The organism is Hymenobacter sp. J193, from assembly GCF_024700075.1.
GTDB lineage: Bacteria > Bacteroidota > Bacteroidia > Cytophagales > Hymenobacteraceae > Hymenobacter.
This window is the reverse complement of sequence record NZ_JAJONE010000005.1, coordinates 1-13076: the sequence shown is the minus strand read 5'-3', so window position 1 is coordinate 13076 and position 13076 is coordinate 1. Positions and strand designations below refer to the sequence as shown.

23 protein-coding genes are annotated in these 13076 nt (G+C 59.4%); 6 read left to right on the top strand and 17 right to left on the bottom strand.

The window, feature by feature from the left end:
* Window positions 1-440 precede the first annotated feature (440 nt).
* The 7 genes from LRS06_RS23635 to LRS06_RS23605 all read right to left on the bottom strand — a co-directional run bounded on the left by LRS06_RS23635 (window position 441) and on the right by LRS06_RS23605 (window position 3467).
* A complete protein-coding gene (locus LRS06_RS23635) occupies window positions 441-1022 on the bottom strand; it encodes an LppY/LpqO family protein (RefSeq protein WP_257873745.1) in 582 nt (193 codons plus the stop codon).
* The gene (locus LRS06_RS23630) at window positions 962-1468 is read right to left on the bottom strand and encodes a DUF1259 domain-containing protein (protein WP_257873744.1); all 507 of its coding nucleotides are present in this window, start codon (window positions 1466-1468) and stop codon (window positions 962-964) included. The genes LRS06_RS23635 and LRS06_RS23630 overlap by 61 nt, the downstream gene beginning before the upstream one ends.
* 134 nt (window positions 1469-1602) lie before the next feature.
* Window positions 1603-1797 carry a hypothetical protein gene (locus LRS06_RS23625; protein WP_257873735.1) on the bottom strand — a complete coding sequence of 65 codons (195 nt, stop codon included), beginning with the start codon at window positions 1795-1797 and terminating at the stop codon, window positions 1603-1605.
* Window positions 1794-2117: a hypothetical protein gene (locus tag LRS06_RS23620; protein ID WP_257873749.1), complete on the bottom strand. Its 324-nt coding sequence runs from the start codon at window positions 2115-2117 to the stop codon at window positions 1794-1796. The genes LRS06_RS23625 and LRS06_RS23620 overlap by 4 nt, the downstream gene beginning before the upstream one ends.
* Window positions 2118-2134: 17 nt before the next feature.
* Window positions 2135-2383, bottom strand: coding sequence for a hypothetical protein (locus tag LRS06_RS23615; RefSeq protein ID WP_257873748.1), 249 nt, complete (start codon window positions 2381-2383; stop codon window positions 2135-2137).
* Between the two features lie 29 nt (window positions 2384-2412).
* Window positions 2413-3078: a relaxase/mobilization nuclease domain-containing protein gene (locus LRS06_RS23610; protein WP_257873747.1), complete on the bottom strand. Its 666-nt coding sequence runs from the start codon at window positions 3076-3078 to the stop codon at window positions 2413-2415.
* On the bottom strand, window positions 3075-3467 hold the full coding sequence (locus LRS06_RS23605; RefSeq protein ID WP_374679468.1) for a hypothetical protein: 393 nt from the start codon (window positions 3465-3467) through the stop codon (window positions 3075-3077). Before LRS06_RS23605 ends, LRS06_RS23610 begins: the two co-directional genes overlap by 4 nt.
* 821 nt (window positions 3468-4288) lie before the next feature.
* On the opposite strand from LRS06_RS23605, the gene LRS06_RS23600 reads away from it, so the two are divergent.
* The 3 genes from LRS06_RS23600 to LRS06_RS23590 are packed head-to-tail and all read left to right on the top strand — an operon-like array spanning window position 4289 to window position 5527.
* Window positions 4289-4522, top strand: a complete 234-nt coding sequence (locus LRS06_RS23600) for a replication initiation protein (RefSeq protein WP_257873740.1) — start codon at window positions 4289-4291, stop codon at window positions 4520-4522.
* Window positions 4468-5238, top strand: coding sequence for a replication initiation protein (locus LRS06_RS23595; RefSeq protein WP_257873739.1), 771 nt, complete (start codon window positions 4468-4470; stop codon window positions 5236-5238). Before LRS06_RS23600 ends, LRS06_RS23595 begins: the two co-directional genes overlap by 55 nt.
* A gap of 10 nt (window positions 5239-5248) precedes the next feature.
* Window positions 5249-5527 carry a hypothetical protein gene (locus LRS06_RS23590; RefSeq protein ID WP_257873738.1) on the top strand — a complete coding sequence of 93 codons (279 nt, stop codon included), beginning with the start codon at window positions 5249-5251 and terminating at the stop codon, window positions 5525-5527.
* A gap of 199 nt (window positions 5528-5726) precedes the next feature.
* Here LRS06_RS23590 and LRS06_RS23585 read toward each other — a convergent pair whose 3' ends face one another.
* The 5 genes from LRS06_RS23585 to mobC all read right to left on the bottom strand — a co-directional run bounded on the left by LRS06_RS23585 (window position 5727) and on the right by mobC (window position 8755).
* Window positions 5727-6308, bottom strand: a complete 582-nt coding sequence (locus LRS06_RS23585) for an LppY/LpqO family protein (RefSeq protein ID WP_257873745.1) — start codon at window positions 6306-6308, stop codon at window positions 5727-5729.
* The gene (locus tag LRS06_RS23580) at window positions 6248-6754 is read right to left on the bottom strand and encodes a DUF1259 domain-containing protein (RefSeq protein WP_257873744.1); all 507 of its coding nucleotides are present in this window, start codon (window positions 6752-6754) and stop codon (window positions 6248-6250) included. The genes LRS06_RS23585 and LRS06_RS23580 overlap by 61 nt, the downstream gene beginning before the upstream one ends.
* A 134-nt stretch (window positions 6755-6888) precedes the next feature.
* A complete protein-coding gene (locus LRS06_RS23575) occupies window positions 6889-7404 on the bottom strand; it encodes a hypothetical protein (RefSeq protein ID WP_257873743.1) in 516 nt (171 codons plus the stop codon).
* A gap of 17 nt (window positions 7405-7421) precedes the next feature.
* On the bottom strand, window positions 7422-8366 hold the full coding sequence (locus LRS06_RS23570) for a relaxase/mobilization nuclease domain-containing protein (RefSeq protein WP_257873742.1): 945 nt from the start codon (window positions 8364-8366) through the stop codon (window positions 7422-7424).
* Window positions 8363-8755 carry a plasmid mobilization relaxosome protein MobC gene (gene mobC / locus LRS06_RS23565; protein WP_374679467.1) on the bottom strand — a complete coding sequence of 131 codons (393 nt, stop codon included), beginning with the start codon at window positions 8753-8755 and terminating at the stop codon, window positions 8363-8365. The genes LRS06_RS23570 and mobC overlap by 4 nt, the downstream gene beginning before the upstream one ends.
* Window positions 8756-9577: 822 nt before the next feature.
* On the opposite strand from mobC, the gene LRS06_RS23560 reads away from it, so the two are divergent.
* From LRS06_RS23560 to LRS06_RS23550, 3 genes are read left to right on the top strand one after another with little or no spacing between them, the layout of a single operon-like run.
* Window positions 9578-9811, top strand: coding sequence for a replication initiation protein (locus LRS06_RS23560; protein WP_257873740.1), 234 nt, complete (start codon window positions 9578-9580; stop codon window positions 9809-9811).
* A complete protein-coding gene (locus LRS06_RS23555) occupies window positions 9757-10527 on the top strand; it encodes a replication initiation protein (RefSeq protein ID WP_257873739.1) in 771 nt (256 codons plus the stop codon). Before LRS06_RS23560 ends, LRS06_RS23555 begins: the two co-directional genes overlap by 55 nt.
* 10 nt (window positions 10528-10537) lie before the next feature.
* A complete protein-coding gene (locus LRS06_RS23550; RefSeq protein WP_257873738.1) occupies window positions 10538-10816 on the top strand; it encodes a hypothetical protein in 279 nt (92 codons plus the stop codon).
* Window positions 10817-11004: 188 nt separating this feature from the next.
* Here LRS06_RS23550 and LRS06_RS23545 read toward each other — a convergent pair whose 3' ends face one another.
* The 5 genes from LRS06_RS23545 to LRS06_RS23525 form a co-directional block, all read right to left on the bottom strand.
* Complete coding sequence (locus LRS06_RS23545; protein WP_257873737.1) at window positions 11005-11793, bottom strand: LppY/LpqO family protein; 789 nt, start codon at window positions 11791-11793, stop codon at window positions 11005-11007.
* Window positions 11718-12044 carry a hypothetical protein gene (locus LRS06_RS23540; RefSeq protein WP_257873736.1) on the bottom strand — a complete coding sequence of 109 codons (327 nt, stop codon included), beginning with the start codon at window positions 12042-12044 and terminating at the stop codon, window positions 11718-11720. The genes LRS06_RS23545 and LRS06_RS23540 overlap by 76 nt, the downstream gene beginning before the upstream one ends.
* 134 nt (window positions 12045-12178) lie before the next feature.
* Window positions 12179-12373 carry a hypothetical protein gene (locus tag LRS06_RS23535; RefSeq protein WP_257873735.1) on the bottom strand — a complete coding sequence of 65 codons (195 nt, stop codon included), beginning with the start codon at window positions 12371-12373 and terminating at the stop codon, window positions 12179-12181.
* A complete protein-coding gene (locus tag LRS06_RS23530) occupies window positions 12370-12693 on the bottom strand; it encodes a hypothetical protein (protein ID WP_257873734.1) in 324 nt (107 codons plus the stop codon). Before LRS06_RS23530 ends, LRS06_RS23535 begins: the two co-directional genes overlap by 4 nt.
* A gap of 16 nt (window positions 12694-12709) precedes the next feature.
* Window positions 12710-13076, bottom strand: a 367-nt coding sequence (locus LRS06_RS23525; RefSeq protein ID WP_257873733.1) for a hypothetical protein, incomplete at its 5' end; no start/stop codon positions are given.

Below are 13076 nucleotides of genomic sequence, written 5' to 3'. Positions count from 1 at the left end.
CCGGAAAACGCCGTGCACCTGACCGAGGCCGAACAACAAGCCATTCCCTGCCATTTTCTGCTTGCTCAGGGAGGCCGAGAAGCGCATGATGGTGATAGAGTATACCCCGGGCTCCGATCGTGCCACCAGGGAGCGGATTATCGCCATTCACCTGCGGGCCTACGCTCGCCGCTATCAGATCCTGAGCTATGAGGTCTTTGACGACTTCGTCCCGGCCCTGCCGGCTCCGCTAGCCGAATAGCTGGCCCGAGTAGGATTTAGGGGGCAGTGGAGGAAAGGACTACTCCGGGTCCGTCGTCCCGGTTTTATCCCTTAACATAATGTAGCTTCTCAGACCGACCTTGGAATCCGTGCGGTTTTGCTCCCCACCGCCCCCGGTGCCGGCGCGTGGTACTTTTCCGGTTTAGGCCCCTAAAAAACGGGGTCGATTTACCGGCGCGTCAGTGCTTCATCTTCATGCCCGCTTTGCCCTTGCCCAACTGGTCGAGGGCGGCACGGAAGCCGGTAGCCAGCTGCGCGGCGGGGCCGCGGCCGTAGTAGTGCAGGAACATCATGCGCGGCTGGTCAAACAGCATGTGGTTGTGCACGGCCACGACCTCCAGATTGTGGGCGCGCAGGGCCTTGATAACCGGGTTTACTTCGTGCTCCAGCATAGCAATGTCGCCGGCCACATGCGCGTCAGCTTGCTTGCCGGCGAACGCGGCCCACGAGTTCAGGCCAATGGCGGCGGTCATTTCCGTGCCCATCATCACCGATTGCAGGTCCGCCCGGCCCACGGTATACTTGTAGGTGGGGCCGTTCACCGTGCCCTGGTACTGCACCACTTTGTCGAGCGCCGGAATATCAAACAGCTCCTTGCCGGTGGGCGGGCCGGGGGCCGACGTAGCGTTGTTGCCCGCCTGCGCGGCCGGGGTGCCGCCGCTGGGCTTCGGCTGGTTGGCCGGCAGCAACTTGGAGTCCTTCAGCGCGGCGGCAAACTTGCGGGCCAGCTCGGCCGGGGCACCCATGCCGTGGATGTGCATGTAGAAGATGCGCGGTTCTTCGTAAAAAAGTGGTTGTGTACGGCCCCGATTTCCAGCCCCTGGGCCAGGGCGGCCGACATAAGCGGGTTAACTTCCTCTTGCAGTAGCACCGTGTCGCTCATGAGCATGGCTGATTTGCCGTCGAGCGTGTGCTTGATGGCCACCCACCCGCCGAAGCCGAAGGAAATGGGCACCGGCTCCCCCTTGATGGTCACTTTCAAGTCGTTGCGCGGCAACGGGGTGCTGTGCGTGGCCTGCGCTTCAACGTAGGCCCCTTTCTTGCCCATCGCGGCCTCGATGGCGGCAATGTCGGCCGCGCTCAGCGGCGGGGTGTTGCCGGGGGCCGGGGCTTCGGCGAAGGAGGGCAAGGGGCCTAGCAGCAGCGGCGTGGTGGCCAGCGCCGTGGTTTTGAGCCAGTCACGGCGGGAAAAACGGGAATCGGACATAGAACAAGGAATGAATGAGACGGCTTAGGGTACGTAAGGTAAACGGTTGACTGTTCCTTCTCTGTGCTCAGGACGCGGCTTGTGGGCGCTTAACGTGCTGTATTCTCCGTTTCCTGAGAAGACCTCTAAAAGCCCTACTGTGGGAAATACTTTTTGATCACTTTCGGATTGTCCCGTTTCAAGTCCCAATAGCCTTTGGTCAGCCAATCCAGTGCCCGCTTTTTCTTGGCCTGCTCCTGCTGCAGCACCACGACCTGCGCCTCTGCTGCCGCTTTCTGCTGCCAGAGGTAGGTGCTCAGGCTGACTAGGGATAGCACCAACGCAATCACCCCCAACCCCAGCCGTATACTGGTAAAGCCCCATACTTCCCCACCACGGGCACGCTGCGCGGAATCCGGTCAATCACCTGCTGCAGCTGCGCCGTGCCCATGGTGAGCGTGTTTTCCACCTTCGCCGGCGTGGCCAGGTGCGGCTGGATGGCCTCCGCTACGCCCTGGTAGTTGATGGTAAAGCGCACTTCCTGCTTCACCTTGGCCAGCACCTCGTCCAGTTCGGCCCGGCTCACCGGCTTGCCCTGCTCTAAGCTGCGCTTGTTCAGCGCCTCGATGCCCCGCCGTAGCGCGTTTATGTCTTGAAGTAGCTCTTGCATACGTCGTTGCTAAAAAATTAATCCCCCATCTCAAAGCCTCGGGACTGCTGCTTGCTCGGCTGCTGCTGGGCCTGTCGCTCTTTGGCCTGGGCGTACTCGGCCGCCAGCTTGGCCAGCGCGTAGTCCTGGCCCACCTGCTGCCACGCCTGGGCCGGGTCCTGGCCTAGCTCCCGGGCCTTGGCAAAGCCCGTCTCCAGATTGCCGGCGCTGTACGCGCGGCCCACCTGGCTGCCCTTCACCCGGTGCCCGTCCTGGGCAAACACCACCCCGGCCGGGCTCCCGTCCTTGCGCCGTGTCAGCTCCAGCTCGATGCCTCGGGGCGCAGCGCCTCGCGCAGCTCGTCGAAGCTGCGGGCGTGGCCAGCTGTGTAGCTCAGGGCGCGGCCGATGTCCTGGCGGGCGCGGCTCCACTCGGCCGACTGTTCCTCTTTCGGGGTCGTGGCTTTCGCCTGGGCCGGGGTCGGGCCGATTTCGCGGGCCTGCTTGCGGCCTACCTGGTCGGCCACGATCAGCCCATACTCCTGCTCGATACCCTTGCACACGTCCACGCTGCGGGAGCGAATAAACTGGTCGCTCACCGTCTGCCCGTCCAAATCCACCCGGTTCACCACCAGGTGCATGTGCGGGTGGGTCTTGTCCTGGTGCCGCACCACGGCCCATTGCGTGTTCTCCGGGTCGATGTTCAGCCCCTTTAGGTAGTCCTGGGCAATGCGGCCCATCACCTCATTGGTCAGCTTCTCCTTTTCCTCGACCGGAAAGGCCAGCGCGACATGCAGTACTGCCTTCCCTAATCCGGGCCGCATGGCCCGCACCGCGTCGAAGTCTGCCGCCATATGCTCGGCGCTGTCCGTGCGCACCCCGTGCGCGGCCAGCACCTCGGCTCCTTTGCCGGGGGCCTGCTCCTGCAGCACGTACCGGCACATGGCCCCGAACGACTGGTTCACCTTCACCTTGCCAATCATACCGCCTCGCCCGTGAGCCGCTTCAACAGGTGGTGCATCTGCCCGAGTACCGTTGTGGCTCCGGTCCGCTGGTCTTGGCCCAACTGGGCCAGCTTGGTGAGCTGGTTCAGGTTCGCCGCCATGCCGGCCAGCTGCGCCAGCTGCCGCGCTTCCTCCGGGGTCGGCGGGGCCTGCAGTTTCGTGGCCGTGTTCTGTTTCCGCCACACCGACCGCAGCACTTCGCCCTGGCTCAGCTGGTACCGTTCGGCTTCCTGGGTCAGGCGCTCGTGCTCGGCGTCGGTCAGCCGAACGCTCACGACGTGGCGCTGTTTTTCGGCTAGTGGGCTAGCCTTCCGGCCTCCTTTTCGGGGGCGGTGGGGAGGTGAATCAGGGGCGGATAGGTCGGCCATAGGTAGGTCCCCGAAGGGGCAAGTGTAGTGAGCCCAACGGGCGAACGGGTTTCCTGGATTGCGCGAAGCGCGATTCAGGAAACACATCTTGCGAAAACCGTTGAACGATTCCAGAACAGCCCACAAGGTACGGCTCCCCACACGCACGCGCAACCCCTGGCCCTGTCTTTTCTCTGTGCCCCTTCTGCTGCCTTCTACCGGCTGCTCCTAGTGTTCCCCTTGCCGGCAACTTGGCCACCTCGCCCTGGCCACCAGTTGCACCACCTGGCCACCATCCCACCTGCTAATGTGTCCCCGGTCCCGGTGCTGTCGTCTTCCCCTTTTGTTCCTAACTCCGCCCGCTTCCTCAGCTGCTTCCGTTTCCGTGGCCGTAGCATTCCCAAGTTCAAAGCAGTACATAAGCTCAACAATAAGGTTTATAAACTATTGATTACCAATAATATATAGTTTATAAAATGCGCGCAAGTCACTGGCTTCTAGGACTTTGCTGTTTTTGTTTGGCTCGCGCCGTTGTACCCCTGACCAGTCCCTAAAAGCTTTTTTTCTCGCGCGAACACCAATTGGTGTATTTGTAAAGCTTTGTTCTATTTGAGGGCTTCATAACGCGCTAATTTTTAGTCTGTTAACCCAATTGAAAACGGGTTTTAATGGGTCTCAAACGGGTTTTAATGGGTCTCAAACGGGTTTTAATGGGTCTCAAACGGGTTTTAATGGGTTTGAAAACGGGTTTTAATGGGTCTCAAACGGGTTTTAAAAGTGATATTTGTTTTTATAACCCGTTTTCCGCGTATAATTACGCTCGAAATCAATGAATAAGCACCATGAGCAAAGAATTAGAAATCCGGCAACACAATGCTCTGACGAATGCTCGCTATGAGTACACTGAATTACAGCTTGACTTATTCTTCTTCTTGGTTTCAAAGCTGCGTAAGGACCAGAAGTCTGACACTTATGAGCTAAATATTAAGGAGTTATCGGCTTTAACTGGCAAAAATATGATTTGGCTTATCTGCGGAAAGCCACTGAGGATATGGGCTCTCGAATGTTTGAGGTAGAAACTCCAGAGCGTCATGTGCAGCTCTGGATGTTCCGCAGCGTGGAGTACCTCAAAGGATTAGGCATCATAGAAGTCTCACTTTCTGACAAAATTATCCCTTATCTATTTGAGCTTCAAAGCAATTTCACCAGCTATGGCCTAGCATCGGCACTACGCCTCACTAGCAAATATGCTAAGCGGATTTATCCGATTTGTAGCCAGTGGAAGGACTTAGGCGAAACCAAAAAGCATGACATTCAAGATTTTAAGAGAATGCTCGGGCTACTTGACGATAAAGGCATTGATAAGATGCCTAGGACCAGTGATTTCAGGAAAAGCGTATTGGACATAGCCGTTAAGCAAATCAATGAGCACACCGAGTTGCACATTAGCTATGAGTTAGAAAAGCGTGGTAAAACCTTCAAAAACATTACGTTTAAGGTCAAACCTCAAGCTTTAGCCGACAATATTCCTTTCGACCTAGTGGCCACCGCTCAGGACGTGCCGGGCGTCCAACAGAGCCACCTCGACAACGCCGCCCGCATCCTCGACGAGCTGCGCATCACCGACGCCAAGCACCGCCAAACCATCCTGGCCAGTGCGGCCCACGTCGCGGAAGTGAACCGCTACAATCACGACCTGAAAACGGGCAAGGTCAAGGCATCTCGTAATCCGGGGGGCCTGCTGCTCGTGCGCCTGGGCCTGGTCGCGGCCAAAGTCGTGAAGCCTGCCTAAGCCTTTTCCCATGCGGCAAAAAATCTACCTGGAACTCGTCGTGTTGCGGCCGGAAAACGCCGTGCACCTGACCGAGGCCGAACAACAAGCCATTCCCTGCCATTTTCTGCTTGCTCAGGAGGCCGAGAAGCGCATGATGGTGATAGAGTATACCCCGGGCTCCGATCGTGCCACCAGGGAGCGGATTATCGCCATTCACCTGCGGGCCTACGCTCGCCGCTATCAGATCCTGAGCTATGAGGTCTTTGACGACTTCGTCCCGGCCCTGCCGGCTCCGCTAGCCGAATAGCTGGCCCGAGTAGGATTTAGGGGGCAGTGGAGGAAAGGACTACTCCGGGTCCGTCGTCCCGGTTTTATCCCTTAACATAATGTAGCTTCTCAGACCGACCTTGGAATCCGTGCGGTTTTGCTCCCCACCGCCCCCGGTGCCGGCGCGTGGTACTTTTCCGGTTTAGGCCCCTAAAAAACGGGGTCGATTTACCGGCGCGTCAGTGCTTCATCTTCATGCCCGCTTTGCCCTTGCCCAACTGGTCGAGGGCGGCACGGAAGCCGGTAGCCAGCTGCGCGGCGGGGCCGCGGCCGTAGTAGTGCAGGAACATCATGCGCGGCTGGTCAAACAGCATGTGGTTGTGCACGGCCACGACCTCCAGATTGTGGGCGCGCAGGGCCTTGATAACCGGGTTTACTTCGTGCTCCAGCATAGCAATGTCGCCGGCCACATGCGCGTCAGCTTGCTTGCCGGCGAACGCGGCCCACGAGTTCAGGCCAATGGCGGCGGTCATTTCCGTGCCCATCATCACCGATTGCAGGTCCGCCCGGCCCACGGTATACTTGTAGGTGGGGCCGTTCACCGTGCCCTGGTACTGCACCACTTTGTCGAGCGCCGGAATATCAAACAGCTCCTTGCCGGTGGGCGGGCCGGGGGCCGACGTAGCGTTGTTGCCCGCCTGCGCGGCCGGGGTGCCGCCGCTGGGCTTCGGCTGGTTGGCCGGCAGCAACTTGGAGTCCTTCAGCGCGGCGGCAAACTTGCGGGCCAGCTCGGCCGGGGCACCCATGCCGTGGATGTGCATGTAGAAGATGCGCGGTTCTTCGTAAAAAAGTGGTTGTGTACGGCCCCGATTTCCAGCCCCTGGGCCAGGGCGGCCGACATAAGCGGGTTAACTTCCTCTTGCAGTAGCACCGTGTCGCTCATGAGCATGGCTGATTTGCCGTCGAGCGTGTGCTTGATGGCCACCCACCCGCCGAAGCCGAAGGAAATGGGCACCGGCTCCCCCTTGATGGTCACTTTCAAGTCGTTGCGCGGCAACGGGGTGCTGTGCGTGGCCTGCGCTTCAACGTAGGCCCCTTTCTTGCCCATCGCGGCCTCGATGGCGGCAATGTCGGCCGCGCTCAGCGGCGGGGTGTTGCCGGGGGCCGGGGCTTCGGCGAAGGAGGGCAAGGGGCCTAGCAGCAGCGGCGTGGTGGCCAGCGCCGTGGTTTTGAGCCAGTCACGGCGGGAAAAACGGGAATCGGACATAGAACAAGGAATGAATGAGACGGCTTAGGGTACGTAAGGTAAACGGTTGACTGTTCCTTCTCTGTGCTCAGGACGCGGCTTGTGGGCGCTTAACGTGCTGTATTCTCCGTTTCCTGAGAAGACCTCTAAAAGCCCTACTGTGGGAAATACTTTTTGATCACTTTCGGATTGTCCCGTTTCAAGTCCCAATAGCCTTTGGTCAGCCAATCCAGTGCCCGCTTTTTCTTGGCCTGCTCCTGCTGCAGCACCACGACCTGCGCCTCTGCTGCCGCTTTCTGCTGCCAGAGGTAGGTGCTCAGGCTGACTAGGGATAGCACCAACGCAATCACCCCCAACCCCAGCCGTATACTGGTAAAGCCCCATACTTCCCCCACCACGGGCACGCTGCGCGGAATCCGGTCAATCACCTGCTGCAGCTGCGCCGTGCCCATGGTGAGCGTGTTTTCCACCTTCGCCGGCGTGGCCAGGTGCGGCTGGATGGCCTCCGCTACGCCCTGGTAGTTGATGGTAAAGCGCACTTCCTGCTTCACCTTGGCCAGCACCTCGTCCAGTTCGGCCCGGCTCACCGGCTTGCCCTGCTCTAAGCTGCGCTTGTTCAGCGCCTCGATGCCCCGCCGTAGCGCGTTTATGTCTTGAAGTAGCTCTTGCATACGTCGTTGCTAAAAAATTAATCCCCCATCTCAAAGCCTCGGGACTGCTGCTTGCTCGGCTGCTGCTGGGCCTGTCGCTCTTTGGCCTGGGCGTACTCGGCCGCCAGCTTGGCCAGCGCGTAGTCCTGGCCCACCTGCTGCCACGCCTGGGCCGGGTCCTGGCCTAGCTCCCGGGCCTTGGCAAAGCCCGTCTCCAGATTGCCGGCGCTGTACGCGCGGCCCACCTGGCTGCCCTTCACCCGGTGCCCGTCCTGGGCAAACACCACCCCGGCCGGGCTCCCGTCCTTGCGCCGTGTCAGCTCCAGCTCGATGCCTCGGGGGCGCAGCGCCTCGCGCAGCTCGTCGAAGCTGCGGGCGTGGCCAGCTGTGTAGCTCAGGGCGCGGCCGATGTCCTGGCGGGCGCGGCTCCACTCGGCCGACTGTTCCTCTTTCGGGGTCGTGGCTTTCGCCTGGGCCGGGGTCGGGCCGATTTCGCGGGCCTGCTTGCGGCCTACCTGGTCGGCCACGATCAGCCCATACTCCTGCTCGATACCCTTGCACACGTCCACGCTGCGGGAGCGAATAAACTGGTCGCTCACCGTCTGCCCGTCCAAATCCACCCGGTTCACCACCAGGTGCATGTGCGGGTGGGTCTTGTCCTGGTGCCGCACCACGGCCCATTGCGTGTTCTCCGGGTCGATGTTCAGCCCCTTTAGGTAGTCCTGGGCAATGCGGCCCATCACCTCATTGGTCAGCTTCTCCTTTTCCTCGACCGGAAAGGCCAGCGCGACATGCAGTACTGCCTTCCCTAATCCGGGCCGCATGGCCCGCACCGCGTCGAAGTCTGCCGCCATATGCTCGGCGCTGTCCGTGCGCACCCCGTGCGCGGCCAGCACCTCGGCTCCTTTGCCGGGGGCCTGCTCCTGCAGCACGTACCGGCACATGGCCCCGAACGACTGGTTCACCTTCACCTTGCCAATCATACCGCCTCGCCCGTGAGCCGCTTCAACAAGTGGTGCATCTGCCCGAGTACCGTTGTGGCTCCGGTCCGCTGGTCTTGGCCCAAGTGGGCCAGCTTGGTGAGCTGGTTCAGGTTCGCCGCCATGCCGGCCAGCTGCGCCAGCTGCCGCGCTTCCTCCGGGGTCGGCGGGGCCTGCAGTTTCGTGGCCGTGTTCTGTTTCCGCCACACCGACCGCAGCACTTCGCCCTGGCTCAGCTGGTACCGTTCGGCTTCCTGGGTCAGGCGCTCGTGCTCGGCGTCGGTCAGCCGAACGCTCACGACGTGGCGCTGTTTTTCGGCTAGTGGGCTAGCCTTCCGGCCTCCTTTTCGGGGGCGGTGGGGAGGTGAATCAGGGGCGGATAGGTCGGCCATAGGTAGGTCCCCGAAGGGGCAAGTGTAGTGAGCCCAACGGGCGAACGGGTTTCCTGGATTGCGCGAAGCGCGATTCAGGAAACACATCTTGCGAAAACCGTTGAACGATTCCAGAACAGCCCACAAGGTACGGCTCCCCACACGCACGCGCAACCCCTGGCCCTGTCTTTTCTCTGTGCCCCTTCTGCTGCCTTCTACCGGCTGCTCCTAGTGTTCCCCTTGCCGGCAACTTGGCCACCTCGCCCTGGCCACCAGTTGCACCACCTGGCCACCATCCCACCTGCTAATGTGTCCCCGGTCCCGGTGCTGTCGTCTTCCCCTTTTGTTCCTAACTCCGCCCGCTTCCTCAGCTGCTTCCGTTTCCGTGGCCGTAGCATTCCCAAGTTCAAAGCAGTACATAAGCTCAACAATAAGGTTTATAAACTATTGATTACCAATAATATATAGTTTATAAAATGCGCGCAAGTCACTGGCTTCTAGGACTTTGCTGTTTTTGTTTGGCTCGCGCCGTTGTACCCCTGACCAGTCCCTAAAAGCTTTTTTTTCTCGCGCGAACACCAATTGGTGTATTTGTAAAGCTTTGTTCTATTTGAGGGCTTCATAACGCGCTAATTTTTAGTCTGTTAACCCAATTGAAAACGGGTTTTAATGGGTCTCAAACGGGTTTTAATGGGTCTCAAACGGGTTTTAATGGGTCTCAAACGGGTTTTAATGGGTTTGAAAACGGGTTTTAATGGGTCTCAAACGGGTTTTAAAAGTGATATTTGTTTTTATAACCCGTTTTCCGCGTATAATTACGCTCGAAATCAATGAATAAGCACCATGAGCAAAGAATTAGAAATCCGGCAACACAATGCTCTGACGAATGCTCGCTATGAGTACACTGAATTACAGCTTGACTTATTCTTCTTCTTGGTTTCAAAGCTGCGTAAGGACCAGAAGTCTGACACTTATGAGCTAAATATTAAGGAGTTATCGGCTTTAACTGGCAAAAATATGATTTGGCTTATCTGCGGAAAGCCACTGAGGATATGGGCTCTCGAATGTTTGAGGTAGAAACTCCAGAGCGTCATGTGCAGCTCTGGATGTTCCGCAGCGTGGAGTACCTCAAAGGATTAGGCATCATAGAAGTCTCACTTTCTGACAAAATTATCCCTTATCTATTTGAGCTTCAAAGCAATTTCACCAGCTATGGCCTAGCATCGGCACTACGCCTCACTAGCAAATATGCTAAGCGGATTTATCCGATTTGTAGCCAGTGGAAGGACTTAGGCGAAACCAAAAAGCATGACATTCAAGATTTTAAGAGAATGCTCGGGCTACTTGACGATAAAGGCATTGATAAGATGCCTAGGACCAGTGATTTCAGGAAAAGCGTATTGGACATAGCCGTTAAGCAAATCAATGAGCACACCGAGTTGCACATTAGCTATGAGTTAGAAAAGCGTGGTAAAACCTTCAAAAACATTACGTTTAAGGTCAAACCTCAAGCTTTAGCCGACAATATTCCTTTCGACCTAGTGGCCACCGCTCAGGACGTGCCGGGCGTCCAACAGAGCCACCTCGACAACGCCGCCCGCATCCTCGACGAGCTGCGCATCACCGACGCCAAGCACCGCCAAACCATCCTGGCCAGTGCGGCCCACGTCGCGGAAGTGAACCGCTACAATCACGACCTGAAAACGGGCAAGGTCAAGGCATCTCGTAATCCGGGGGGCCTGCTGCTCGTGCGCCTGGGCCTGGTCGCGGCCAAAGTCGTGAAGCCTGCCTAAGCCTTTTCCCATGCGGCAAAAAATCTACCTGGAACTCGTCGTGTTGCGGCCGGAAAACGCCGTGCACCTGACCGAGGCCGAACAACAAGCCATTCCCTGCCATTTTCTGCTTGCTCAGGAGGCCGAGAAGCGCATGATGGTGATAGAGTATACCCCGGGCTCCGATCGTGCCACCAGGGAGCGGATTATCGCCATTCACCTGCGGGCCTACGCTCGCCGCTATCAGATCCTGAGCTATGAGGTCTTTGACGACTTCGTCCCGGCCCTGCCGGCTCCGCTAGCCGAATAGCTGGCCCGAGTAGGATTTAGGGGGCAGTGGAGGAAAGGACTACTCCGGGTCCGTCGTCCCGGTTTTATCCCTTAACATAATGTAGCTTCTCAGACCGACCTTGGAATCCGTGCGGTTTTGCTCCCCACCGCCCCCGGTGCCGGCGCGTGGTACTTTTCCGGTTTAGGCCCCTAAAAAACGGGGTCGATTTACCGGCGCGTCAGTGCTTCATCTTCATGCCCGCTTTGCCCTTGCCCAACTGGTCGAGGGCGGCACGGAAGCCGGTAGCCAGCTGCAGCGGCGGGGCCGCGGCCGTAGTAGTGCAGGAACATCATGCGCGGCTGGTCAAACAGCATGTGGTTGTGCACGGCCACGACCTCCAGATTGTGGGCGCGCAGGGCCTTGATAACCGGGTTTACTTCGTGCTCCAGCATAGCAATGTCGCCGGCCACATGCGCGTCAGCTTGCTTGCCGGCGAACGCGGCCCACGAGTTCAGGCCAATGGCGGCGGTCATTTCCGTGCCCATCATCACCGATTGCAGGTCCGCCCGGCCCACGGTATACTTGTAGGTGGGGCCGTTCACCGTGCCCTGGTACTGCACCACTTTGTCGAGCGCCGGAATATCAAACAGCTCCTTGCCGGTGGGCGGGCCGGGGGCCGACGTAGCGTTGTTGCCCGCCTGCGCGGCCGGGGTGCCGCCGCTGGGCTTCGGCTGGTTGGCCGGCAGCAACTTGGAGTCCTTCAGCGCGGCGGCAAACTTGCGGGCCAGCTCGGCCGGGGCACCCATGCCGTGGATGTGCATGTAGAAGATGCGCGGTTCTTCGTAAAAAAGCTGGTTGTGTACGGCCCCGATTTCCAGCCCCTGGGCCAGGGCGGCCGACATAAGCGGGTTAACTTCCTCTTGCAGTAGCACCGTGTCGCTCATGAGCATGGCTGATTTGCCGTCGAGCGTGTGCTTGATGGCCACCCACCCGCCGAAGCCGAAGGAAATGGGCACCGGCTCCCCTTGATGGTCACTTTCAAGTCGTTGCGCGGCAACGGGGTGCTGTGCGTGGCCTGCGCTTCAACGTAGGCCCCTTTCTTGCCCATCGCGGCCTCGATGGCGGCAATGTCGGCCGCGCTCAGCGGCGGGGTGTTGCCGGGGGCCGGGGCTTCGGCGAAGGAGGGCAAGGGGCCTAGCAGCAGCGGCGTGGTGGCCAGCGCCGTGGTTTTGAGCCAGTCACGGCGGGAAAAACGGGAATCGGACATAGAACAAGGAATGAATGAGACGGCTTAGGGTACGTAAGGTAAACGGTTGACTGTTCCTTCTCTGTGCTCAGGACGCGGCTTGTGGGCGCTTAACGTGCTGTATTCTCCGTTTCCTGAGAAGACCTCTAAAAGCCCTACTGTGGGAAATACTTTTTGATCACTTTCGGATTGTCCCGTTTCAAGTCCCAATAGCCTTTGGTCAGCCAATCCAGTGCCCGCTTTTTCTTGGCCTGCTCCTGCTGCAGCACCACGACCTGCGCCTCTGCTGCCGCTTTCTGCTGCCAGAGGTAGGTGCTCAGGCTGACTAGGGATAGCACCAACGCAATCACCCCCAACCCCAGCCGTATACTGGTAAAGCCCCATACTTCCCCACCACGGGCACGCTGCGCGGAATCCGGTCAATCACCCGCTGCAGCTGCGCCGTGCCCATGGTGAGCGTGTTTTCCACCTTCGCCGGCGTGGCCAGGTGCGGCTGGATGGCCTCCGCTACGCCCTGGTAGTTGATGGTAAAGCGCACTTCCTGCTTCACCTTGGCCAGCACCTCGTCCAGTTCGGCCCGGCTCACCGGCTTGCCCTGCTCTAAGCTGCGCTTGTTCAGCGCCTCGATGCCCCGCCGTAGCGCGTTTATGTCTTGAAGTAGCTCTTGCATACGTCGTTGCTAAAAATTAATCCCCCATCTCAAAGCCTCGGGACTGCTGCTTGCTCGGCTGCTGCTGGGCCTGTCGCTCTTTGGCCTGGGCGTACTCGGCCGCCAGCTTGGCCAGCGCGTAGTCCTGGCCCACCTGCTGCCACGCCTGGGCCGGGTCCTGGCCTAGCTCCCGGGCCTTGGCAAAGCCCGTCTCCAGATTGCCGGCGCTGTACGCGCGGCCCACCTGGCTGCCCTTCACCCGGTGCCCGTCCTGGGCAAACACCACCCCGGCCGGGCTCCCGTCCTTGCGCCGTGTCAGCTCCAGCTCGATGCCTGGGGGCGCAGCGCCTCGCGCAGCTCGTCGTGAAGCTGCGGGCGTGGCCATGTGCGGGTGGGTCTTGTCC